Genomic DNA, 25,611 nt, shown 5'->3' on the forward strand with positions numbered 1-25,611 from the left:
CACGTAAACGGTTTTCCTTCCACAGCTCCAGAGGGTTCCGGATGCGACAAAAGGCCATACAGAATCTACGCAGTTTTTCCGGTCAATGCTGCAATCTGTTTTATTGGCATATATATGACTGTTCAGTCGGAAGTCCGGGTAGTTTCTATCCTCAACGGTTTAACGAGCCAATCCAATCTTCATGAAATTTTCAATAGCCCACAAATTCTTCAGAGCGAATATTGGTCTTTGGAATGTCGATAGACTCAAGCATCTTTCGTAATCCACCAACCATTCCAGGGGGTCCCACAACATAATACAGAGCCGCTTTTACCTCTTTGACATATTTTCGAAGCATGACATGGTCTATCCGGCCGGTTTCACCTTCCCAGGTTTCCGTGCCTCCGTTTGGGCTCGTCATCGTTCCAATACACGTAAAATGCGTATGCTTTTGTTGGAGGGTTTGCAGTTCATCAAGAAAAGCGGCATCTTCGGGATGCCGATTTGAATACAAAAGAATGAATTGATGTGAGAATTTGTGATGAGCGGTTTCGACCAGCATACTTCGGAACGGTGTAATCCCGACTCCTCCTGCGAGAAGAACCACCGTTCGGGAATCGTCAGACGGTAGCGTGAATTGTCCGAATGGACCTTCAAGGTCAATTGTCGTTCCAAGAGGCATTTCTGCCAACATGCGTTTAAAGGGGGTGTCCCGAAGACGGGTGGCGACCATGAGCTGTTGTTCGGAAGGAGCGCTGGCAAGGGTCAGGGCCCGTGTTTGGCCTTCTGGATCGGATGTGGAAAGATTTGGTAATGACAGATCGATAAACTGCCCAGCTGTAAAGGTGAATCCAGCCGGTCGATCAAAATAGAACGACATTGTACCCTTGGCGATTTCCTGACGCTTTCTCAATGCCACGTGATAACTGGAAGGCTTGGTGAGTTTTCCCATTGAGATCGCTTCTTGATGGTGACATACGTTATGAGGTGACTCCGAACTCATATTATCCTAGCGTTTTGATACGGGGTTGAGTCAATTGTTGGCTCATGGTTTTCATTTTCCGATTAAAACGAATCCATTTTTCTTCACGACTTAAACATAAAATAATCGTACTGCCTTCTCAGATTTCGATTAAGTTCAAGCACATTTCTCTTATTAGACAGGTCATTTGGTTCTATGCTTGAATCTGTCGCAAGAAAGGATTGAAGGACTGTGGAACGAATTGAGAGAAATTACCGGGCCCTACTAAACGTCGCGATTGTGCTTAATTCACAACGGGATACCAATAGTCTCTGGCAGGCCATTATCGAGCAGATTGAACAGGTCATGCCCTGGGCCCGGGTCAGTGTGACTTTATATGACCGTAAGTCTGATGGGTTTCAATTTTACGTTGTGACGACTCATTTAGCGAGGGTGGTGGTCCAAGGTGATACCGTGATACCGCGTGTTGGGAGTGCAATGGGGTGGGTATATGATCACAAGACATTACATGTCCGTCCTGATCTCAAACACGAGCAGGTCTTTCTGGAAGATCAATGGTATGTGGAAGAAGGGCTAGGACGCATGATTAACCTTCCGCTGCTGGTCAGAGGAAAGTGTGTGGGGGTGTTGAACCTTGGGAGCGTTGATGCGGGAAACCCGGATCCAGATGCGATTGAGTTTTTATCCCAAGTGGCAATGCAAATTGCCTATGCAATTGATCATGTACAGGCCTATGAGGAAATTAATCTGCTGCGTCAGCAGTTGGCACGAGAAAACATCTATCTGGTCGAGGAACTCAAGCTGACAAAACACTTCGGGGCCATGGTAGGACGAAGTCAGGTTTTTCAGCATGTATTGGTACTTGCCCGCGAGGTCGCTCCTACGACGGCGACTGTCCTGATCACGGGGGAAACGGGAACCGGGAAGGAACTCCTCGCCCAAGCCATTCATGATTGGAGCATGCGAGCGAACAAACCGTTCATTAGGGTCAATTGTGCGGCTCTTCCGGCAGGATTAGTCGAAAGCGAATTATTTGGTCACGAAAAAGGAGCGTTTACTGGAGCCGATTCCAGGCGTGAGGGGCGTTTTGAGTTAGCCCATGGCGGGACCTTGTTGTTAGACGAAATCGGGGAAATTCCTATGGAGACCCAAGCGAAATTATTACGAGTAATCCAGGACGGGATGGTTGATCGTGTGGGTGGGAAACAGTCTATCCCGGTGGATATTCGGTTGATGGCCTCAACAAATGCCGATCTGCCATCAGCCATTGAACAAGGTCGGTTTCGTGCTGACCTTTTCTATCGACTTCATGTGTTTCCGATTACCATCCCTCCCCTCCGTGCCCGGCCGGAAGATGTTCCGGAACTCGCACAGCATTTTCTGGAGCACTATGCTATGAAACTCAAACGGCCCTGCGAAACCATTGAACCGGATTCTCTGCAGCGGCTTATCCGGTATTCCTGGCCGGGCAATATTCGAGAACTGGAAAATGTTATTGAACGGGCGGTGATTCTCTCACACCAAAAGATTCTGCGTATCGATGAACGGCTTTTGATTCTTCAGAATGCCTCGCATGAATCAAAGGCTCCAGCTGGTTTAGTTGATTTTGAACGGCAACATATTCTTCAGACGCTGGCCTCCAGCAATTGGCAAATTGAGGGAGAGGGTGGCGCGGCGGAACAACTTGGATTGGCACCTAGCACGCTCAGGAGCCGGATCAAAAAATTAGGGCTTCAACGCCCGACTCGACCGTAAAGTGTTCAACTTCACCATCTTTCTTTCTACCTGGTCTCACTCTTTTCTCTGACATCCCAGATGCTGAAACCACGGTGGGTGGTGGTATGAGCCACCAGACCACCACGATCTCTCACGGGATTTCACTACCAGTTCGTTAACCTGCGTCCTTGTCAACGGCGTCTACCGCATTTTCAATGGTCTCTCGTCTCAGTCCATCTCGATCCAACTGTGGCTTGGTGTATGCATACCAAAAATGGAGCCAGTTACGTTTTATCAATTCGGCAAAGAAATTTGGGTCATGAGTTCAGGTTTCATGCGCGATCCTGAGGCGGGAGCAGTAGGTCATGATTTTGGTAGGGGTGCGCTGCTCGGGGGGAAATCCCAGTTCATGAGTAATGAGTGCTCATGAAATTCTATCTTGACACGGTGAGTCTCACAGAGATTCAGGAGATTGGCAGGCTGGGGGTTCTGGATGGAATAGCCATGAACGCCACGTCGGTTACTGAGCAGGGGCTGAATTTCTATCAAGGAATTCGAGAAATCTGTCGTTATGTGGATAGTCCGATCAGTGTCGGCGTGTTGAGTATTGAAGAGGAGGCCATCGTCAAGGAAAGCAAAGAATTATCGAAAATCCACAAAAATGTCCTGGTGAAGTGTCCTTTGACGCCTGCCGGTCTCAAGGCGACTAGGCGGTTGACAGCCGAAGGCATCCGGGTGAATGTGTCTTTGTGTTTTTCCCTCACCCAAGCCTTAATTGCCGCCAAAGCCGGTGCCTGGTGTGTGTCCATTTGCCTTGATCGCACCGGGGACAAGCAATCCAAGGGAGACGATATCATTCGAAACATTGTCACCGTCTTTCGAAACTATGGTCTCTCCACCCAGGTGCTTCTTCCCGGTATCCGTTCTCCTCATGATGTGCTTGAGGCAGCATTAGCGGGAGGGCATATTTGTACGATGCGATTCCCCATGTTTCAGCAACTTTTCGATCCTGCGGTGAAAGTGTCCTTTATGACCACATCCTCCGATCCGGATTGTGCTCTTCAGAACCCCCGACCTTCCGAAGCGTGATCAGGCTTTCGGATATCGTATCTTTCTTCCTCATGCTCCTAGTTTTTCCCCCTTTTGTACTCCCTATATTTTCTTGAGTCCAGCCACGTAAAGCGGTGGTTGGCCACCACCTTCCACCACGTTCTTTCGTGGGTGAGTGATTCGTCTGCGGAGGTTATCCCAGAGAAACAACAATGGAAACTTTAGGATTACAAGGGATTGTCCTAGGACACTGAATTATTTTGATTGGGCATGGCCCATGCAAAGCATTCAACAACATATAGGAACGACCGGAATGAAATCAGTTGCACCCAGAATTCGGCAATGTCAGAAAAACTTGTGAGATAAATTTACCAGACAAAATTTTTATGGATGTCAGATGCGTCCAATGATTTTGGGGGGAGAGAAATGAGTGGAATGCGTGGAGGAATGAAACTTAAAAAGAATGCCGCAGTTTTACTGGTCAGCATGATTGCGGGAATGTTGCTGCTGCCGATCGGTATAGCGATGCCGATCCTTTTTGGAAATGGTGAAGCCATCGCTTCGGGAGGAGGGCAAAGTCCCCAGCCTGCTCAGGAGGTTGTCGAGGGTGAGGAAGGCGCAGCGCCGGTCGAAATGGCACGGGATATTTATTACAAGACCGAGGGCGTAGTGTCCAGTGGGACGGCGCCACTCACAGCTGACAATACTCACGATTATCCGCGCTATGGGAATTTTGAAAGTCGAGTGCTGATTTGGGTTGCGAACCAGCAGCATTTGTATTACGGCAGTTTTGTCTTGGCGGTTCCCATCTTCTGCATGGTGATTGAGTTCATCGGCATGGTGACAAAGGATAAGGCCATGGCGAAGAAATACGACCAGCTGGCCTATGATTTTATCAGAATCAGTCTGACGGCATATTCGTTGACCGCGATCCTTGGGGGCATTCTCCTTTTCACCTTTCTCACGCTTTATCCCACATTCTTCAGTTACCTCTCTGGAATTTTCCGTCCTGTCATGCACATCTACGCTCTGCTCTTCGTCGCCGAAAGCGGAACGCTGTATATCTACTACTATGGATGGGACAGGATGAGAGAAGGAGTCCTGAAATGGGTGCATCTCAGTATCGCGGTGGTCTTGAATGTCATTGGAACCGTGCTGATGTTTTTAGCGAATTCGTGGATCGCCTTTATGATGTCACCGGCAGGGGTGGATGAACAAGGACGATATCTTGGGAATATCTGGCATGCGATTCATAGCGCGTTGTGGAATCCGCTAAATGTTCATCGAATTTTAGGAAATATGGCATTCGGAGGCAGCGTCGTTGCCGCCTACGCGGCCTATCGTTTTTTATCCGCTAAAACCGATGAGGAGCGTGCCCATTACGACTGGATGGGATATGTCGCAATGTTTATCGCAGTTATTTTCCTCATTCCATTGCCGTTTGCGGGATATTGGCTCATGCGGGAGGTGTATGCCTATCGACAGCAAATGGGAATTACCCTGATGGGAGGCCTCCTCGCTTGGTTGTTTATTATTCAGGCCACCATGATCGGTGCTCTCTTTTTGAGTACGAGTTATTACTTGTGGCAATGCTTTGGCCGGATGCCGGGTGCGGAACGATTTCAACGATACATTAAATATCTGGTGTTTATTGCGGTCGTGGGATTACTAGTATTTATCACGCCCCATACCATCGTGATGACCCCGGCTGAGTTGAAAGCCATGGGAGGTCAACAGCATCCCGTCTTAGGAAACTATGGGGTCATGTCCGCCAAAAATGGCGGAATCAATATGCTTATCATTGTGACGATTGTGAGTTTCATTTGGTATCAGCGAGGCAATTTGATTCCGGCAGTGAAATGGAAACAGTTCGGCAATATTTTTATGACCTGTTTTTTCGTGGTCGGCAGTCTCAATATTATTTGGTTAGCCATCTATGGATATTTCATTCCGGCGAACGTGCGGATTGGGCTATCGGTGCCCCAGGTGGCCACCACCATGTCGTGCCTTTTGTTAATGATGCCGATGAATCTGGCCATGCTGAAAAATGCCAAGATGGCGGGCCCCATTCAATGGGGCAAAATGCCGGCCAGATCACAATATGCCCTGATCGCTCTGGCCACGGAATTTACCTGGATGATGGCATTGATGGGATACATCCGTTCATCAGTCCGTCTCTTCTGGCATGTCAATGAGGTGATGCGGGATAACTCGCCCTGGGCCTATACCCATACCATCGGGTTTGCCGCGAATATGATCTCCTTCAACGTTCTGCTGTTCTGGTCGACCATTCTATTCGTGTTCTGGCTGGCGGCATTTGCCGGTAAAAAATCGCCGGTACCGGAAATGCCGAAGGTGCCGGAGTCACAGGCTGTGCCGCAGTTCACACCTCAACCGGCCAGTCGCTCCTGATGGGTTTTATGGGGGAGCTATGGAGGGATGAATGAATGATGCATTCATAAAACCAGCGTCAGATCTGGCTTGCAAGGCGCGTTCACGCATTCAAGGTGAGGCGCATACACGGACTGATTGAACGGTGAAGGAGAGCGAGATGATGGAATTTTGGGTTGCAAATCCTCTGATTGAAATGATTTTCGGGATAGTCAGCTTCGTGGGAGTCTTACTGTTGGGATGGGCAAACCTCATGGTCGATCCCCCGAAAACCGCGGTGGCCATACCTGCCGAAATGAATGTCTGGGAAAGACATCGGTTGAGGCAGTCTCAAAGAAAGGAGGAATAAAGGGTTTGTGTCGTGACCTGGAACAGTCAATCTTTGTATGGAGGAGCGTTTGATGTTGGTAACAAAAAGACAATTTTTAAAAATTACAGCAGGCACTGTGGCTGCAGTGGCGTTGGCGGATAATGCGCTGGCGTTGACCGCATTGCAACCGGTTGTGGAGGTGGGCAATCCATTGGGTGAATACCCGGATCGCTCCTGGGAGAGGGTCTATCACGATCAATACCGGTATGACAGTTCCTTTACCTGGTGCTGTTCCCCGAATGACACGCATGCCTGTCGTATTCGTGCGTTTGTCCGGAACGGGGTTGTGATGCGCGTAGAGCAAAACTACGATCATCAAACCTATGAGGATATGTACGGGAATCGGGGCACGTTTGCCCATAATCCCCGGATGTGTTTGAAGGGGTATACCTACCATCGCCGGGTGTATGGTCCATACCGTCTAAAGGGGCCCTTGATGCGGCGCGGCTGGAAAGCCTGGATGGATGACGGAAGTCCTGAATTAGACCCAACGGTCATGACGAAATATAAATTCAATGCACGCTATTTGGATGATATGTTGCGGGTCTCCTGGGATACCGCGTTTACCTATTTGGCCAAGGCCATGATCGTGATCGCCAACCGGTATAGCGGCGAGGCCGGTGCGAGGCGATTACGGGAACAAGGGTATCCTCCGGAAATGATCGAGATGATGAAGGGCTCAGGGGTCCGGAGCATGAAATTCCGTGCCGGTATGCCCGTGTTAGGTGTCATAGGCAAAATGGGCATTACCCGGATGAACGGTGGATGTGGAGCTCTGTTGGATAGTTGGGTGAGAAAGGTTGGACCGGATAATGCCCAGGGTGGGCGGTATTTTAATAATTTGACCTGGCACGGTGATCAGGATCCTTCGCAACCATTCTGGTCCGGAGCGCAAGCCATCGATTGTGATCTTTCTGATATGCGATTCAGCAAGATGAATACAAGTTGGGGCAAAAATTTCGTCGAAAACAAAATGCCGGAAGCCCATTGGAAACTGGAGTCTATTGAACGGGGTGGTCGAGTGGTGGTCATTACCCCGGAATACAATCCCACGGCTCAACGGGCCGACTATTGGATGCCGGTCCGCCCCGAGACAGATGGAGCCTTATTTCTCGGGGCCTGCAAAATTATTTTAGACGATGGTCTTCAGGACAGTGATTTCATTCGTTCCAGTACGGATTTCCCCTTGTTGGTTCGCACGGATACCCTCCAATATTTGGATCCGCGCGATGTCATTAAAGATTATGCCTTCCCGGATTTCTCCAAAACTTATTCGGGCAAAGTGCAAGGGCTTTCACCTTCGCAGATCGCTCGTCTTGGAGGATTTATGGTGTGGGATCTGAATCAGGACAAGGCGGTCCCGCTTCATCGAGAGCTGGTGGGTTGGCATTTTAAGAATAGCGGCCTCGATCCGGCGTTGACGGGAACGTTCAGGGTGAAATTGCTGAATGGGAGGGACGCAGATGTGATGCCCCTTTTCCAGATGTATCAGGTCCATCTTCAGGATTACGATCTGGATACTGTCCACCAAATCAATCGATGTCCGAAAGACCTTATTGTCCGATGGGCTCGAGATAACGGGACCATTAAACCGGCCGCCATTCATAATGGGGAAGGTGTCTGCCATTATTTTCATATGACGTCCATGGGACGTGCGGCCGCTATGGTGATGACCCTGACCGGAAACATGGGAAAATTTGGTACGGGATGTCATACATGGTCAGGAAATTATAAGGTTGGTGTTTGGGCGGCCACGCCATGGTCAGGAGAAGGCATTGGGATCCACACCGGGGAAAATCCGTTCAAGATCACAACAGATCCGAATGCCCATGGGAAAGAGATTAATTACCGTCCGTACTATTACGGCGAAGAGACGACGTACTGGAACCACGGCGATACGGCGTTGATTGTGAATACACCCAAGTATGGCCGACGGGTGTTTACCGGCAAGACGCATATGCCGACGCCGAGTAAGCTCCGATGGGTGGCGAATGTCAATATCCTCAATAATTCCAAACACCATTATGACATGGTCAAGAATGTGGATCCCCACATCGAAACGATTGTGACTCAGGACATTGAAATGACATCCGATGTGAATCACGCCGATGTGTCATTTGCGGTGAACGGGTGGATGGAGTTTACCTATCCTGAAATGACCGCCACAGTTTCCAATCCCTGGATGCAGGTATGGAAAGGTGGCATCCGGCCGTTGTATGACACGCGGAACGATTTGGATACGGTGGCGGGCGTCGCGGCCAAACTCACCGAAATGACCGGTGATGGCCGGTTCCGCGATTACTTCAAATTTGTCTATGACAATCGTGTGGACGTGTATGTTCAACGATTGTTGGATGCCGGTAGCACCTCCTACGGGTATTCGGCGGACACGATGTTGAAATCGGAAAAGGGCTGGATGGTCATGACCCGGACCTATCCTCGTATTCCATTGTGGGAAGAGGTGAACGAATCAAAGCCGATGTGGACCCGTAGCGGCCGATTGGAGACGTATCGCGTGGAGCCTGAGGCTATTGAATATGGGGAAAACTTCATCTCGCACCGGGAGGGAACGGAAGCGACACCCTATCTGCCGAATGCGATCATGTCATCCAATCCGTATATCCGGCCGGATGACTATGGAATTCCGATCACGGCCCAACATCATGACGACAAAACCGTTCGGAACATCAAGTTGCCATGGGCGGAAATTAAACGATACGCCAATCCCCTCTGGGAGAAGGGGTATCAGTTCTACTGCGTGACGCCGAAGACCCGGCATCGGGTCCATAGCCAATGGTCGGTGAATGACTGGGTGCAGATGTATGAGTCCAACTTTGGCGATGCCTATCGGATGGATAAGCGGACACCGGGGGTGGGTGAACATCAAATCCATATCAACCCATCAGCGGCCAAAGATCGCGGCATCAACGACGGGGACTATGTCTACGTCGATGGGAACCCGGTGGACCGGCCGTATCGTGGCTGGAAGCCCAGCGACCCCTATTACAAGGTGGCGCGATTGATGATCCGGGCGAAGTACAACCCGGCCTTCCCGTACCATGTCACGATGGCCAAGCATGCGCCATATGTGTCGACGGCGAAGTCGGTGAAGGGGCATGAAACCCGGCCGGATGGACGGGCGATTGCGCTGGACACTGGCTATCAATCGAACTTCCGGTATGGGGCGCAACAGTCCTTTACCCGCAGTTGGTTGATGCCGATGCACCAATTGGACTCATTGCCAGGGAAAATGGCGAATAAATGGAAATTCAAATGGGGCTTTGAAATCGATCATCATGCGGTCAACACGGTGCCGAAGGAATGTCTCATCCGGATCACGAAAGCGGAGGATGGCGGTATCGGCGGACGCGGGCCGTGGGAACCGGTCCGGACCGGGTTTACGCCAGGTCAGGAGAATGAGTTCATGATCAAATGGCTGAAGGGTGATCATATTAAGATCAAAGTGTAGGTGAGTTGGAGGCTGGGGATATTTTTTCTATATTGACGTCTAGAAAGAAATATGATGAATACCTCCCCCCAGCCTCCTTCTTTTTATAGTGATCGTTGGAACTAAAAAAAATTCTTGTAAGCCTTTTATCATGAAAACTGTTGGGGGAAGCAAGATGAAACAGGTAATAGGACCCGTCGGTGAGCAAACCCTATGTTTTTGTGGTGGATGATGATGAGGTGATTCGCTCAAACATTGCGAAAAAACTTTCTCGATTGCATTGCACGGTACGTGTCTTTGATTCGGGAGAGGCCTTGATGGAATTTTTGAGAGATCATAGGGATGAACCTGATGTGATCTTGGTGGATTATAAAATGGGTGGGATGAATGGGGTGGAAACCCTGCATGCCGTTCGAAAATTTTCTTCTGTTCCAGCCATTATCTTTACCGCGTATGAAGGTTGGATAGATCCGCAGGAATTGAAAGAAATTGGGAATTGTGAGGTCATGATCAAAACCGTAGATCTTCACAATCTCAGTCATATGGTGAACGGGGTCATGGCCTTAAGGAATTTACGAAAAATTGATTGTTAGGTTAATACCGGGGGGATGCCAACCTGAGGGTTGGCCGACGCGGCCGGGACAGCCCCGAAATTTTCACCGAAACGGAGGACGACAATGCCTGAAGTGTATAACTGGCAGTTAGGACGAAAGATGCTGTATCCGTATGAGGAGCGGCATCCGAAATGGCAGTTCGCGTTTGTCTTTAACATCAACCGGTGTTTGGCGTGTCAAACCTGCTCGATGGCGGACAAATCGACGTGGCTGTTCAGCAAAGGGCAGGAATACATGTGGTGGAACAACGTGGAAACGAAGCCATACGGGGGCTATCCGCAGTTCTACGATGTGAAGATCACGCAGTTGATTGAGCAGGTCAATCCGGGCGGGCAGGTGTGGAATGTGCGGGTGGGCCGCAAACACCATGCGCCGTACGGGGTGTTTGAAGGGATGACGATCTTTGATGCGGGGGCCAAGATCGGGCAGGCGGCCATTGGCTACATCCCGACCGACCAGGAATGGCGGTTTGTGAATATTTATGAAGATACGGCCACCTCGATGCGGGCGATCGTGGAAGGGGTGGATAAGACGGGGTTCACGAAAGAAGAGCCGTGGAAAATGCAAGGCAGCAGCTTGCCGGAGCATGAGACGTACTTCTTCTATCTGCAACGCATCTGTAACCACTGTACATATCCGGGGTGTCTGGCGGCGTGTCCGCGGAAGGCCATCTACAAGCGGCCGGAAGACGGGATTGTGTTGATCGACCAGAACCGGTGCCGGGGGTACAAGAAGTGTGTGGAGCAATGCCCCTATAAGAAGCCGATGTACCGGGGCACGACGCGGGTGAGTGAGAAGTGTATAGCGTGCTATCCGCGGGTGGAAGGCAAAGACCCCTTAACGGGGGGCGAGCCGATGGAGACGCGGTGTATGGCGGCGTGCGTGGGCAAAATCCGGCTGCAAGGGTTGGTGAAGGTGGGCGATGACGGGCTCTGGTCGGAAGATCGCTGGAATCCGTTGTACTATACCATCCGGGTGGAACAAGTGGCGTTGCCGTTGTATCCGCAATGGGGCACGGAACCCAACGGGTTTTACATTCCGCCGCGGCAGGCGCCGCGGGGCTACATCCGGCAGATGTTCGGGCCGGGGGTAGATAATGCGATTGAGAAGTATCTGGTGCCGAGCCGGGAGTTGTTGGCGGTGCTGCAGTTGTGGCGGGCAAGCCAACAGATCATCTTCCGGTATGACGTGATTCCGGGGCCGAAAGTGTTTGAAACCCAAATCCATGGGCGGAAGTTTGAGATGTACAACGACACGGTGTTGGGGTTCAACAAATCGGGCAAGGAAGCGGTGCGGCAGCAAGTGGAAGAGCCGATTTACATCCGCCCGGCGGAGCGGGTGAACTGGCTGTAAGTTCCATGGTTATACATGCAGTGCGAGACAACCGGAATTATTAATTTTCGGTGAGGCTGGAGGCCGGCTGGCGACGTAAAATGAGTGTCAGGGAAAAATCGCCACCCGGTCTCTCCCCTGTTCAGGGGAAAAGCCGGAAAGGGAGGATGTTATGAATTGTCGGCGTTGTACTGGTCTCATGCATTGGCTAAATATGGTAGATCATCTTAATGATTCAGGACAGTTATGGTCCATGGCTTGGCAATGCTTTAACTGTGGAGAAATTGTCGATCCTTTGATTTTACAAAACCGGGGGAACGAACCCAGGCCCAAGGTGGGAAAGGCCCGCCTAAAAACGTTTTCACCATCCAGGCAGATCATGCGGGAAAATGGTCAAACCATAGAAGCCTAACAAAGAACCGCAAGTCCATTGCTGGGAGAGCACAAAGGGGTGAATACGTTTCACCTCCTTGTGCTCTTCCTCGTTGAAAACCATACAAAACTGAAAATGCGACCGGCAATTTCATTCATATCGTGGAACGGGTGCCTGTGCAGGTCGCTTTTGTGAAAGAAGAAATCCTGGCGCACCCCGTCCGTCCGGGATTGTCGACCAAATCCTATATTGATGTGAGCGAGGCGGGACGCCCTCTGGAAGTTTCACTGGCAGAGCTTCCACTCAGGAATATGAGACGAACATCTATGCCGATGAACTTACCGATGCAGAATCCCTGGCACAAGAGATCATCATGAAGAACCTTGTTTTGAAACGCGATCGGCCCGAACCGGCAAAGGGGGTAGAGTCGTGTCGGTTTAAAACCTAGGTATTGGGACGCAGTGATCATGTCAGCGTATGTCATTACCTGCGATTACAGGGGGAAGATAAAGGCGTTCCTCCAGCATCCACAATCTTTCCGGTATATGTGGTGAAGGGTTAAAACAACCTAATCCAGCGCCTGCCTATTGAAGGCCTTTGTTCTGTCCTCGCCGGTCAACCGGACGAACGTTGTTCCTCACCCTGAAATTCCTTTCTTCATTCTTAAAAAATCCTCAATCAAGTCAGCTCGTTAATCGTTGAGCATTGCAGCAAAAATGCTTCCCACGAAAGGCGGTGGTGGAATCGTGGTGGACGGCAGCGATATTTCGTGGCATTCCAACGGATTGAATTTTATTTGCCAAAAGAGGCCACGAAAATAAGGCCAATTTGTAGACAGTGGATGAAGCGTTTGGCGGCTCGCTATTTGCTTGTCGGAAAGGAACGAAACAGTAGTGTCAAGAATCAAAGAGGAAATGCATTAGAGAAGAGAATGTTATCGCTATAGAAAGGGGTTCATATTCCCGGAGACGTTAATAACCTACAGGGTCATGATCGATTTTTTATGAGGAGGGGATGTTTTATGTTGTCAGGGAAGAAGGTGTATGACGCAGTGAAAGGCGTTGTCGCGTGTATAGGGATAGTGCTCATGATGAGTGCCATAGGATATGCGGGAGAGAAGATTCAGGATGAAACGGATACCCATGCTGGTCGAAACGTGGCGGCAGCGTCGGGAAGGACGAATCATTGGGTAGAGAGGTTGAAAGGGCAGACGATTGTAGAGGACTCGATGGAGGGGAATCCTGATCGTACGCTGAACGTGGATCGGCAGCATGAACGGTTAATGTCGAAAATGGGACATCAAATGCAGGCCGATTTGAAGTTGATGGAGGGTAGCGGGGCCTATGACACCGCCACGATGCTCCATCAATACGGAGCCGGCCCGGCAGACTATCTTCTGGCTTCGGACAATGAAATTGAACCCGTCTCGGGTCAGCCTGGACTGTGTCCGGCCGGTGTGCCCGAAAAGCACTACGATATTTCGGCCATCGACGTGGAAATCACGTTGAATAGATGGCTCGACTACTATGTCGGCTACATGTATGTCCTCACCGAAAATCTCGAGAAGGTGAGGGAGGAAGAGGCGGCTAATGCCGCGGCCCGTGAGAAGGAGGGGTATGACCCCGGCGCGGTTGAGACCGGTTTGCAGAATAACTGGATTCAGCCATTGGTGATCCGGGGCAATCAGGGTGATTGCGTGAGGTTCACTCTCCGCAATCAGTTGATAACCGGAGAAGGGGTGAGTTTGCAGATCGGGGGCTCAAGTATGATGGTGAGTACAACCGGCCAACCGGCGACAACCACGAACCCCGATGCGATCGCGATGGAAGGCCAAAGCGTCGACATGGAGTGGTACATTCCACCGACGATGCAAGAAGGCGGACGGCAGTTTCATAGTTACAGCAATGATCGTGAGTTGACGGTGATGGGCCTGATGGGCACCTTTGTGGTGGAACCAAAGGGTTCGACGTATCTGGATCCGCTTGGCGCAGGGGAACCGACACCGATGACCAGTGGTTGGCAGGCGATCATCAAAAACGGCACCGGTCCGGATTTTCGCGAGTTCGTACTCATTTATCATGAAGTCGGCGATGAAGCCTTTCGCCCGGTCAATAAGCATGGTGACTTTATTCCGCAGCGGGATCCGGTCACTGACGTCTACCGGCCTGTCGCGCGGGCGTTGAACTACCGGAGCGAACCGTTTGGTGTGGACAACATGCAAACGCAGCATGAGTATTTCGGATTTGAGGACGAGTCAATGGCCTACAGCGCCTATACCTTCGGTGATCCGGCCACCACTGTGCCGCGCAGTTATTTGGGCGATCCGGCGAAGTTCCGGCTGGTGCATGGGGGATCGGAGGTTTTCCATTCCCATCATCCCCATGGCGGGTCAATTCGCTGGCCCAGGAGTCCCCGTGCGATCGACGAAATGCCCCTGTGGCACACCGCAAAAAACGGACCGGTGAAGTATCCCGTCGTCCGAACAAAGACGGACCGTGTCGACGTGGAGGTGATCGGGCCGTCCGAGGCCGTTGACCTGGAAACGGAATGTGGATCGGGACTCTGCCAGCAATTGGCCGGGGATTTTCTGTTTCACTGTCACGTGGCGCATCATTATATCGCCGGGATGTGGGGCTATTGGCGGGTTTACAATACCATCCAGCAGGGAGAAGTTCACAACGATACGATGCCGGACCTCCGCGAATTGCCGGACCGCAAGGGACGGATCAAGGCCGGTGTCACATCGGACCAGCTGATCGACAAGAAAGTGGATTGGTTCGGCAAAGAGTTTAAAATTATCGAGAAGGGGACAACGGATTGGAAAGCCAATCCGGCTGTCGTCACGGTGAAGGACTGGGTGGAAATGCAGTTGCCGCCTCAAGGCAAGCCCGGGCACAAAGATGATGAGAGAGAACAGATCCTCTCCTATGATGCGACGGTGTTGGACTGGATTTGGAACGGAAATCGGGCGATGACCGAACGGGAAAACACGATCCCCAATCCACGATACCAATCTCCGGCTCCCGGCGAACGCTTGCCGATTCTGTTCGAGCCCACCACCGGCAAGATCGCCTGGCCCCACTTGAGGCCGCATTTTGGAAAGCGGGTTCCATTCTCTCAAAATCACAATCCTTCTCCATGGCTCGAAATGATCCATTTAGATGATGATGGTCAGATGAGTTCCTATCCGGCAAAGCCCGGAGAAAACGGACGGTGGAGTCTGTGCCCAGCCAATGCCGGCTCCAAAAAGTTTAACGTGCATTTCATTAAGACCCCCATGATGGTGGCAGATAAACAAGGGGATGAACCGGCAATCATCGATCCGGATGGGACGATTTATGTTCTTCATGAAGAGGAGGAAGAGGTTCGAAAAAATAATGATAAAAGACATCCGTTGGTCGTGAGGTCTAACGTGTACGACTGTATTGACTGGATGCTGACAAGCGAATGGGTTGATGACGACAATTTCAACATGCATGCGTCGAAGATCAACACCCATTGGCATTTTATGCAGTTCGACAATCAATCGTCGGATGGGGTGATTACCGGCTTTTCGTATGAACAATCCGTGCGACCCTTTACAATGATGGAGAAGACGACTGACAAGGGCCTGCCACTGCCGATGAATACGGTCTTCACGCAGCCGGGCAAGAAGGGTGATATGACCATTACGGTAAAAAATGCCGCGCAGTATCATCCGAAGACCGAGATTCTGATCGGTGCCGATAACGTGAAAGACAATGAGATCGGGCGCATTAAAGCCATAGATGGGAATCAAATAATTCTGTATCGGCCGTTAGAGCATGATCATCCGGTGGATGACATCGTTACCGTGGAATTCGTAAGGCAACGATTCTGGGCGGATGCGGATGTGGGCACCGTGTTTTGGCATGACCATGCGGTCGGCCGTGTCACTTGGGGACACGGAGGGTTCGGGACGATGATTGTTGAACCCTGGGGCTCGACCTATCACGATCCCAAAACGGGCGAACCGATCCGAAGTGGACCGGTCGCGGATATCCATACGGTTGAACCGGTAGGGTATGGAGTGAACGGGAGCTTCCGTGAACTGATGGTGCAGTTGAACGACAGTGTGCCGCATTCCGTCAACATCGTCACCGCAGGTAATCCTCCGGGCCAGCCGATTGAGGTCGCGCTGGAAGCGGGAAAGACGATCTCATTTCCCATGCCTGAACATATTCCCATGACACCGATGCCGTTCCTCAACGGGGGAACGCACACCACGGGTGGCAGTTTTAACTTCCGGGCCGAACCGATCGCGGCTAGACTCAAGGCAAATCCGGATTTCTCGAACATTTTTAATAGCCATGTTCATGGGGATCCCTATACGCCAATGGTCAGGGCGTATCTCGGTGATACAGTCGTGTTCCGGCTTTTGGAGACCATGACAAACGAATCAATGGTGTGGACGTTGTCGGGGCATACCTTTCTGACCGAACGGTATGCCGGTGATGCCAACCGGAAAAATTCCATCCACATTGGTATCGCAGAGCGATACGATCTCGTGGTTCCGCAGGCAGGCGGGCCTAGGCTCCAGCCTGGTGACTACATCCATTTTAACGGACGATCTTCAAAGTTCTCGGAAGGAGCCTGGGGTATTCTGCGGGTATTGGATAAGGAGGTGCCTGATCTTCAAAAGCTGCCGGCCGGGTATTCCGGTCGTAATGAAATTCCAGATCCTGGTCCGGTCTGTCCTGCCGAAGCACCGGTCAAATCATTTAATGTTGTGGCGATGGATTTTCCTTCCATGAATTTCAACACGAAGGCACCCGAAGCCGTAGAGGTCGATTTCGAACGGAACATTCTGCTCCAGAATCCGGAGGGAAAAATCTATGTGCTCGAAGAAGATGTCGAAAAGACGGCCAGTGGAATTCAACCGATGCCGCTGACTCTGAGAGCCAATGTAGGTGACTGTCTCAAGATTCACCTGACGAATCACATGAAGGAAAGCCGCGCCTCGTTCTCCGCGCTTTCCCTCGCCTTCGATCCAAAGGATTCGTTGGGGGCCAACGTCGGGCAGAATCCAGGTGATCAAACGGTTGCGCCTGGAGAAAGCCGGACGTACACCTATTATGCCGATCCATTTTTAGGTGAGATTGCCTCGTTGGTCTGGGACTGGGGCAATGTCATGCACAATCCACGGAACGGGCTTTACGGCGCGATTATTGTCGGGCCGAAGGGCGCGACGTATCGTGATCCTAAAACAGGTGCGGATATATCCCATAAAAACAGTTGGATTGCCGACGTGATCGTGGACCGGACGGTGACTGGATACGAAGACCGACCAAATTATCGGGATGCGGCCTTGTTCTTCCAGGACGAGGACAACATTATCGGGACGAGCTTTATGCCTTACGTGCAGAACGTGGCTGGTCTGGTCGGGGTGAATTATCGAGCGGAACCTTATTTGTTCCGTGAGGAGCAGGGATGTACGTTGGATAGGATATTCCAGCCCTGTTCTGAGGAAGGTCCGGAAGACCCCATTACGCCGATCATTGAGGCCCATGCCGGTGACCCCGTTCGCATTCATGTCTTCGGTGCCAGCAATGAACAAAATGGGATGTTCGGCGTTGAAAGTCATGAATGGCCCATCGAACCATTCATGCGAGGAGCCGATCAAATCAACGTCGTGGAGTTTTCGGGGTCAGAAGCGTTGGATGCCTTCATTCCAGCCGCAGGCGGACCTTATCAACGTACCGGGGATTACGTCTGGAGCAACCAGCGGTTGCCCTATTCCCAATCAGGGCAATGGGGGTATTTACGCGTACTACCAGGGAGTGACCAACGAATCCTATCATTGGATGGAAGGGCTCCTGGCATTAAAGAAGCTAAGTTGCCACGTGAGCAAGTAGTCCATATTAAACCCGTCGAACTGAAATAAGCCGGCATGGTTTTTAGTTGACGGGTTTGGGAACGGGGAAGCCGATCCACGGCTTCCCCGTGCTGGTCACAACCCCGTAAGACAAGATGGTGAGAAACATGTGGAATTTTATGCTGGCGGAGGAATAAATGAAAAGCACGGTGGGACAGTTGCTATGGGTGGCGTTGGGTATCCTGGGAATGTGGGCCATCCCGGTTTGGGCCTATGAAGAAAGTCAGGTCAAACTAGGAGGAACGATTCGTGGGCAAGTGACTTTAGCTGGAGGGATGCCTAAAGCCATGGCCTTTAATTTGGTCACGATTCCTGATCCGGTTTTTTGTGGACGAATTTCAACCGGAACAGGATGGCGTATTGTTGAAGATTTCATACTTGGATCTCAGGGCTCGCTGAAGGACGCGATTGTGATGCTCAAGGGTATTGAAAAAGGGAAAGCTTTTGAATTGCCAAAAGTGACAATTGAGGCGAAGGATTGTGATTTTCTTCCATTTGTCAATGTCTTACGGGATCAAGATGAACTGACGGTCATTAATATGGATCCAGTGGAACATGACATTCAGGGATACGAGACTGCTCGTGATCGTGGTGCGAGGGTCTTGTTTAATCGCCCTCTTCCAATGAATCCATTTCATAAAGTCTTAGATTTGATCAACAGGCATGATCATTTACCCGGCAAGCCAATGATCGAAAAAATTCATGTGCAGAAGGATCGGAATATCTTTGTGATGCAATGCGGGTTTCATCCCTATATGTTTTCTTGGGGGGTGGTGGTTGATAATCCCTATTATGCGATTACAACCGAGGACGGCCGGTTTGAGATATCCGACATTCCACCTGGAACCTATACGTTATCGGTCTGGCATGCCGGAATGAAGAAATACTTAAACCGTGAGGTGACTATAGAACCGAACGGGTCAATTTCTGTGAATTTCGAATATCAATCACCTGTGGGTCGCCGCAGTGTTCATGAAATTCAAGAAAACCCCCATTTTGGATTGGGACTATTAGGGGAAGAAGTCATCATCCCTTCACTTCGTCTTCAACATCCCTCATAACAAACACCATGAAGGGGTCATCATATAGGTTCGGAATGTTTCTGTTTCTGAAAGTGGGAAACCTTTGCGCTGAGTCATTTCTTTATTCGCGCTGATTTCTTTTTCCAATTTCCGAATGTTTAGTATGGCATTCAGGGAATGCCTGCCTCAACGATCCATGTCCTTTGGGAGATGCAGGTTCTTATTCATCCATCCTCGATTGGATTCTCAGAACGGAATCTGGTTGCTATTAGGTAAAGTATGGATTAAACCATATTTTCCTCGTGGCCTAAGTTGGATTTCTACTCTCTCACTAGGAACCTATAGATTATTCTTCGGGCATGATTCAATTTATTTTTAGCCCCTTCGTTTCCCAAAGATGTCCTTGTCATTAAATTCCGTATCCCCTTTCGTTCTTTTGCCTACCTTATTTTTTAATTCACCAAACCGAAGTTCTATTTTGTGCCGATGTGAGATTTGCTTGGAACGGGCGGGTTCCCAGAATTCCAATTTGAGATATATGAACTTTCCATGTTTTTTTTTGCAAAAAAAGGGGCGCCTGAAAAGCATGTGCAAAAATCCCAGCCCTTGAAATTTCGGTGCTTCGCGAGCATTACGCGATATTTTTCGTGGCCTGATTAGTTTCCCATAACCAGCAGCAACTTCAATTAACCTCTCGTTTTCAATGAGTTAAGGAAAATATTGGGAGAATAATTTTTTGGACTAAAGATTGCTATTCAAGAGTGAGGAGGAATGTGGTGACACTGGTGACCAGTGTTCGTGGATTATTGGTTGGATCGGGATGGTAAGAAAGGAGGTGCAAGCAGGTCTGGGTTGAAGTCCAATTACGGAAATCTTTAAATAATTATGACTATCCGTAATGAGTTTTAAAAAAAAAAGGAGGTCTTTTAATGTTTCTTTCTAGACGTCAATTCTTGAAAGTTTCTGCCGGGACTGTGGCGGCAGTCGCACTTGCCGATAAGGCTCTGGCCTTAACCGCCTTGCAGCCAGTCATTGAAGTAGGTAACCCCCTTGGTGAATATCCTGACCGTTCATGGGAGCGGGTTTACCACGATCAATATCGCTATGACAGTTCGTTTACCTGGTGTTGTTCCCCCAATGATACCCATGCCTGCCGCATTCGGGCGTTTGTGCGGAACGGGGTTGTGATGCGGGTTGAGCAAAATTATGACCACCAAACATATGAAGATCTCTATGGCAACCGTGGGACGTTCGCGCACAACCCCCGTATGTGTTTGAAGGGGTTTACGATGCATCGTCGGGTGTATGGTCCATACCGATTGAAGGGGCCCTTGATGCGTCGAGGGTGGAAGCAATGGATGGATGACGGAAGCCCGGAGTTCACTCCTGCTATTCAGACGAAATACAAGTTTAATGCGCGGTATTTGGACGACATGTTGCGGGTGTCCTGGGATACGGCGTTTACCTATTTGGCTAAGGCCATGATCATCATCGCCAACCGGTATAGCGGAGAATATGGGGCGCGCAAATTGCGTGAGCAAGGCTATCCACCGGAGATGATTGAAATGATGAAAGGCTCTGGAGTCCGGTCATTTAAATTCCGGGCCGGTATGCCTGTTTTGGGAATCATTGGGAAAATGGGCATCACCCGGATGAATGGAGGCTGCGGGGCTTTATTGGATTCCTACGTCAGAAAAGTTGGGCCTGAAAATGCTCAAGGAGGACGATACTGGAATAACTATACGTGGCACGGCGACCAGGACCCTTCCCAGCCATGGTGGAATGGGACGCAAAATTGTGATATCGATTTGAGTGATATGCGGTTCTGTAAATTCAACACCAGTTGGGGTAAAAACTTCGTCGAAAATAAAATGCCGGAAGCCCACTGGAAGCTTGAGTCAATTGAACGCGGTGCGCGAATTGCGGTCATTACTCCGGAATACAATCCTACGGCATATCGAGCCGACTACTGGATTCCCATTCGTCCCGAGTCAGATGGGTCCTTCTTTTTAGGGGCCTGCAAAATGATTGTGGATGAGGGTTTGTTCGATGCTGATTTCGTGCGGGCCAACACCGATATGCCGCTGCTGGTACGTACCGATACCCTTCAGTATTTAGATCCGCGTGATGTGATTAAAGATTACCAGTTTCCTGATTTTACCAGTACCTATTCGGGCAAAGTGCAGACCCTGAAACCTGCGGAAATCGCCAGGCTAGGGGGAATCATGGTATGGGATCTGAATAAAAATCAAGCGGTACCCATTCATCGTGAATTGGTAGGCTGGCATTTTAAGAAGAGTGGTATTGATCCGGCGTTGACGGGGACCCATCGGGTTCGGTTGCTTACCGGCCGGGAAGTGGACGTGATGCCGATTTTCCAAATGTATCAAGTCCATCTGCAAGACTATGATTTGGATACTGTCCATCAAATTTGTCGGTCGCCGAAGGATCTGATCGTTCGGTGGGCGCGAGATATGGGTACGGTCAAACCGGCGGCTATCCATAACGGAGAGGGTGTGTGCCATTACTTCCACATGACGCAAAACGGTCGTGCGGCGGCATTGACGCTCATTTATTCCGGAAATATGGGTAAATTCGGAAGCGGTTGCCATACCTGGTCTGGAAATTACAAAGCGGGTACGTGGGCGGCCACGCCGTGGTCAGGATCCGGTCTTGCTGTGCATACCGGAGAGGATCCGTTCAAGATCACGACGGACCCCAATGCTCATGGAAAAGAAATAAAAACCAGAAGTTACTACTATGGCGAAGAAGTCGGATATTGGAACCACGGTGATACGGCCTTGATTGTGAATACGCCCAAGTATGGCCGACGGGTGTTTACCGGCAAGACACATATGCCGACGCCGAGTAAATTCCGGTGGGTGGCCAACGTGAATGTGTTGAATAATTCGAAGCACCATTATGACATGGTCAAGAACGTGGATCCGCATAATGAATGTCTCGTACATCAAGAAGTGGAAATGACCTCCGATGTCAACCATTTTGATGTGTCGTTTGCCGTGAATACCTGGATGGAGTTTACCTATCCTGAGCATACGGCGACGGTGTCGAATCCATGGTTCCAAGTATGGAAAGGCGGTATCCGGCCGTTGTATGACACGCGGAACGATTTGGATACGGTGGCGGGCGTCGCGGCCAAACTCACCGAAATGACCGGTGATGGCCGGTTCCGCGATTACTTCAAATTTGTCTATGACAATCGCGTGGACGTGTACCTCCAACGATTGTTGGATGCCGGTAACTGTTCCTATGGGTATAACGCGGACACGATGTTGAAATCGGAAAAGGGCTGGATGGTCATGACCCGGACCTATCCTCGACATCCATTCTGGGAAGAGACCAACGAATCGAAACCGATGTGGACGCGAAGCGGACGCCTGGAGTCCTACCGGGTGGAGCCGGAAGCCATTGAATATGGGGAAAACTTCATTGTTCATCGTGAAGGGCCAGAGGCCACTCCCTACTTGCCGAATGCGATCATGTCATCCAATCCGTATATCCGGCCGGATGACTATGGTGTGCCGATCACGGCCCAACATCATGACGACAAAACCGTCCGCAACATCAAGTTGCCTTGGGCGGAAATTAAACGATACGCCAATCCGCTCTGGGAGAAGGGGTATCAGTTCTATTGCGTGACGCCGAAGACCCGGCATCGGGTGCATAGCCAATGGTCGGTGAACGATTGGGTGCAGATGTATGAGTCCAACTTTGGTGATGCCTATCGGATGGATAAGCGGACGCCGGGGGTGGGTGAACATCAAATCCATATCAACCCATCAGCGGCCAAAGATCGCGGCATCAACGACGGGGACTATGTCTACGTCGATGGGAACCCGGTGGACCGGCCGTATCGTGGCTGGAAGCCCAGCGACCCCTATTACAAGGTGGCACGGTTGATGATCCGGGCGAAATACAACCCGGCCTTCCCGTACCATGTCACGATGGCCAAGCATGCGCCATATGTGTCGACGGCGAAGTCGGTGAAGGGGCATGAAACCCGGCCGGATGGACGGGCGATTGCGCTGGACACTGGCTATCAATCGAACTTCCGGTATGGGGCGCAGCAGTCCTTTACCCGCAGTTGGCTGATGCCGATGCATCAAACCGACTCGTTACCGGGTAAACATCCAGTTGCCTGGAAATTTAAATGGGGTTTTGCGATTGATCATCATGCGGTCAATACGACGCCAAAGGAATGTCTCATCCGGATCACGAAGGCGGAGGATGGCGGCATTGGCGGACGGGGACCGTGGGAACCGGTCCGGACCGGGTTTACGCCAGGTCAGGAGAATGAGTTCATGATCAAATGGCTGAAGGGTGATCATATTAAGATCAAAGTGTAGGTGAGTCGGAGGCTGGGGGTTTTTTTTCTTGATTGCCGTCTAGAAAGAAACATTGCGAATACCTCCCCCAGCCTCCCTCTACTTACATGGCAGATCTTACGGAGATTATCCTTTGGAGGATGCTATGACATTTGAGATCGACGTAATTCACAACCAATTACCAGGACCTGTCGGTGAGCAAACCCTATGTTTTTGTGGTGGATGATGATGAGGTGATTCGCTCAAACATTGCGAAAAAACTTTCTCGGTTGCATTGCACGGTACGTGTCTTTGATTCGGGAGAGGCCTTGATGGAATTTTTGAGAGATCATAGGGATGAACCTGATGTGATCTTGGTGGATTATAAAATGGGTGGGATGAATGGGGTGGAAACCGTTCGGGCAGTGAGAAAGGTTTCATCCACTCCTACCGTAATTTTTACGGCGTATGAAGGCCTGGTGGACTTGCAGGCCGTGAAACAACTAGGGCGCTGCGAAGTCCTGCTTAAAACGATAGATCTGAGTGTGTTAGGTTCTGTCGTGAATGAAGCGATGGCTGTAAGAAAGATGCGGCAGTTAAATTGGGTTGATACCGGGGGGATGCCAACCTGAGGGTTGGCCGACGCGGCCGGGACAGCCCCGAAATTTTCACCGAAACGGAGGACGACAATGCCTGAAGTGTATAACTGGCAGTTAGGACGAAAGATGCTGTATCCGTATGAGGAGCGGCATCCGAAATGGCAGTTCGCGTTTGTCTTTAACATCAACCGGTGTTTGGCGTGTCAAACCTGCTCGATGGCGGACAAATCGACGTGGCTGTTCAGCAAAGGGCAGGAATACATGTGGTGGAACAACGTGGAAACGAAGCCATACGGGGGCTATCCGCAGTTCTACGATGTGAAGATCACGCAGTTGATTGAGCAGGTCAATCCGGGCGGGCAGGTGTGGAATGTGCGGGTGGGCCGCAAACACCATGCGCCGTACGGGGTGTTTGAAGGGATGACGATCTTTGATGCGGGGGCCAAGATCGGGCAGGCGGCCATTGGCTACATCCCGACCGACCAGGAATGGCGGTTTGTGAATATTTATGAAGATACGGCCACCTCGATGCGGGCGATCGTGGAAGGGGTGGATAAGACGGGGTTCACGAAAGAAGAGCCGTGGAAAATGCAAGGCAGCAGCTTGCCGGAGCATGAGACGTACTTCTTCTATCTGCAACGCATCTGTAACCACTGTACGTATCCGGGGTGTCTGGCGGCGTGTCCGCGGAAGGCCATCTACAAGCGGCCGGAAGACGGGATTGTGTTGATCGACCAGAACCGGTGCCGGGGGTACAAGAAGTGTGTGGAGCAATGCCCGTTTAAAAAGCCGATGTACCGGGGCACGACGCGGGTGAGTGAGAAGTGTATAGCGTGCTATCCGCGGGTGGAAGGCAAAGACCCCTTAACGGGGGGCGAGCCGATGGAGACGCGGTGTATGGCGGCGTGCGTGGGCAAGATCCGGCTGCAAGGGTTGGTGAAGGTGGGCGATGACGGGCTCTGGGCGGAAGATCGCTGGAATCCGTTGTACTATACCATCCGGGTGGAACAAGTGGCGTTGCCGTTGTATCCGCAATGGGGCACGGAACCCAACGGGTTTTACATTCCGCCGCGGCAGGCGCCGCGGGGCTACATCCGGCAGATGTTCGGGCCGGGGGTAGATAATGCGATTGAGAAGTATCTGGTGCCGAGCCGGGAGTTGTTGGCGGTGCTGCAGTTGTGGCGGGCAAGCCAACAGATCATCTTCCGGTATGACGTGATTCCGGGGCCGAAAGTGTTTGAAACCCAAATCCATGGGCGGAAGTTTGAGATGTACAACGACACGGTGTTGGGGTTCAACAAATCGGGCAAGGAAGCGGTGCGGCAGCAAGTGGAAGAGCCGATTTACATCCGCCCGGCGGAGCGGGTGAACTGGCTGTAAGCAGGTAGCCCAGAGGGGAGCCCGAAGAGCAGGGGGCGACATGCGTCGTCCCCTGCTCTTTTTTTGCGTGTTTACCCCGTTGAAAAGGTATTTGGGAGAAAAGAAGGTCAATGTTAATCATTAACCTGACGGCTGTG

At 50.9% G+C, this 25,611-nt stretch carries 13 protein-coding genes; 12 read left to right on the forward strand and 1 reads right to left on the reverse strand.

Going from position 1 to position 25,611, the window contains the following annotated elements; genetic code table 11:
- Window positions 1–190: 190 nt before the first annotated feature.
- Window positions 191–931 (reverse strand): FAD-binding oxidoreductase, encoded by a 741-nt coding sequence (locus tag LX98_RS01875; protein ID WP_496427284.1) that lies wholly within the window; start codon window positions 929–931, stop codon window positions 191–193.
- 261 nt (window positions 932–1,192) lie between these two features.
- Here LX98_RS01875 and LX98_RS01880 point away from each other — a divergent pair, with 261 nt between their 5' ends.
- From LX98_RS01880 to LX98_RS01935, 12 genes are all read left to right on the forward strand, one after another.
- On the forward strand, window positions 1,193–2,716 hold the full coding sequence (locus LX98_RS01880; RefSeq protein WP_496427285.1) for a sigma 54-interacting transcriptional regulator: 1,524 nt from the start codon (window positions 1,193–1,195) through the stop codon (window positions 2,714–2,716).
- Between the two features lie 387 nt (window positions 2,717–3,103).
- Window positions 3,104–3,766 (forward strand): transaldolase family protein, encoded by a 663-nt coding sequence (locus LX98_RS01885; RefSeq protein ID WP_496427286.1) that lies wholly within the window; start codon window positions 3,104–3,106, stop codon window positions 3,764–3,766.
- Window positions 3,767–4,174: 408 nt separating this feature from the next.
- Window positions 4,175–6,139, forward strand: a complete 1,965-nt coding sequence (locus LX98_RS01890; RefSeq protein ID WP_496427287.1) for a cytochrome ubiquinol oxidase subunit I — start codon at window positions 4,175–4,177, stop codon at window positions 6,137–6,139.
- A gap of 139 nt (window positions 6,140–6,278) precedes the next feature.
- Window positions 6,279–6,467, forward strand: a complete 189-nt coding sequence (locus LX98_RS01895; protein ID WP_496427288.1) for a hypothetical protein — start codon at window positions 6,279–6,281, stop codon at window positions 6,465–6,467.
- Between the two features lie 52 nt (window positions 6,468–6,519).
- On the forward strand, window positions 6,520–9,957 hold the full coding sequence (locus LX98_RS01900) for a molybdopterin-dependent oxidoreductase (RefSeq protein ID WP_496427289.1): 3,438 nt from the start codon (window positions 6,520–6,522) through the stop codon (window positions 9,955–9,957).
- 179 nt (window positions 9,958–10,136) lie between these two features.
- Entirely contained in the window at window positions 10,137–10,529 is a 393-nt protein-coding gene (locus tag LX98_RS01905) for a response regulator (RefSeq protein ID WP_496427290.1), read from the forward strand.
- A gap of 84 nt (window positions 10,530–10,613) precedes the next feature.
- Window positions 10,614–11,903 carry a 4Fe-4S dicluster domain-containing protein gene (locus LX98_RS01910; RefSeq protein WP_496427291.1) on the forward strand — a complete coding sequence of 430 codons (1,290 nt, stop codon included), beginning with the start codon at window positions 10,614–10,616 and terminating at the stop codon, window positions 11,901–11,903.
- 1,439 nt (window positions 11,904–13,342) lie between these two features.
- Window positions 13,343–18,157 carry a hypothetical protein gene (locus LX98_RS01915; RefSeq protein ID WP_496427292.1) on the forward strand — a complete coding sequence of 1,605 codons (4,815 nt, stop codon included), beginning with the start codon at window positions 13,343–13,345 and terminating at the stop codon, window positions 18,155–18,157.
- Between the two features lie 128 nt (window positions 18,158–18,285).
- Complete coding sequence (locus LX98_RS01920) at window positions 18,286–19,209, forward strand: carboxypeptidase regulatory-like domain-containing protein (protein WP_496427293.1); 924 nt, start codon at window positions 18,286–18,288, stop codon at window positions 19,207–19,209.
- Window positions 19,210–20,099: 890 nt separating this feature from the next.
- On the forward strand, window positions 20,100–23,537 hold the full coding sequence (locus LX98_RS01925; RefSeq protein WP_496427294.1) for a molybdopterin-dependent oxidoreductase: 3,438 nt from the start codon (window positions 20,100–20,102) through the stop codon (window positions 23,535–23,537).
- A gap of 173 nt (window positions 23,538–23,710) precedes the next feature.
- The gene (locus LX98_RS01930) at window positions 23,711–24,127 is read left to right on the forward strand and encodes a response regulator (protein ID WP_496427295.1); all 417 of its coding nucleotides are present in this window, start codon (window positions 23,711–23,713) and stop codon (window positions 24,125–24,127) included.
- 57 nt (window positions 24,128–24,184) lie between these two features.
- A complete protein-coding gene (locus LX98_RS01935; protein ID WP_312644303.1) occupies window positions 24,185–25,474 on the forward strand; it encodes a 4Fe-4S dicluster domain-containing protein in 1,290 nt (429 codons plus the stop codon).
- Window positions 25,475–25,611 lie beyond the last annotated feature (137 nt).

Source organism: Nitrospira marina, from assembly GCF_059568365.1.

Bases quoted from the DNA above. Each gene is read 5' to 3' on its own strand.
- LX98_RS01875 (WP_496427284.1), bottom strand. From the start codon at position 931: ATGGGAAAACTCACCAAGCCTTCCAGTTATCACGTGGCATTGAGAAAG.
- LX98_RS01885 (WP_496427286.1), top strand. From the start codon at position 3,104: ATGAAATTCTATCTTGACACGGTGAGTCTCACAGAGATTCAGGAGATT.
- LX98_RS01890 (WP_496427287.1), top strand. From the start codon at position 4,175: ATGAAACTTAAAAAGAATGCCGCAGTTTTACTGGTCAGCATGATTGCG.
- LX98_RS01895 (WP_496427288.1), top strand. From the start codon at position 6,279: ATGATGGAATTTTGGGTTGCAAATCCTCTGATTGAAATGATTTTCGGG.
- LX98_RS01900 (WP_496427289.1), top strand. From the start codon at position 6,520: ATGTTGGTAACAAAAAGACAATTTTTAAAAATTACAGCAGGCACTGTG.
- LX98_RS01910 (WP_496427291.1), top strand. From the start codon at position 10,614: ATGCCTGAAGTGTATAACTGGCAGTTAGGACGAAAGATGCTGTATCCG.
- LX98_RS01915 (WP_496427292.1), top strand. From the start codon at position 13,343: ATGATGAGTGCCATAGGATATGCGGGAGAGAAGATTCAGGATGAAACG.
- LX98_RS01920 (WP_496427293.1), top strand. From the start codon at position 18,286: ATGAAAAGCACGGTGGGACAGTTGCTATGGGTGGCGTTGGGTATCCTG.
- LX98_RS01925 (WP_496427294.1), top strand. From the start codon at position 20,100: ATGTTTCTTTCTAGACGTCAATTCTTGAAAGTTTCTGCCGGGACTGTG.
- LX98_RS01935 (WP_312644303.1), top strand. From the start codon at position 24,185: ATGCCTGAAGTGTATAACTGGCAGTTAGGACGAAAGATGCTGTATCCG.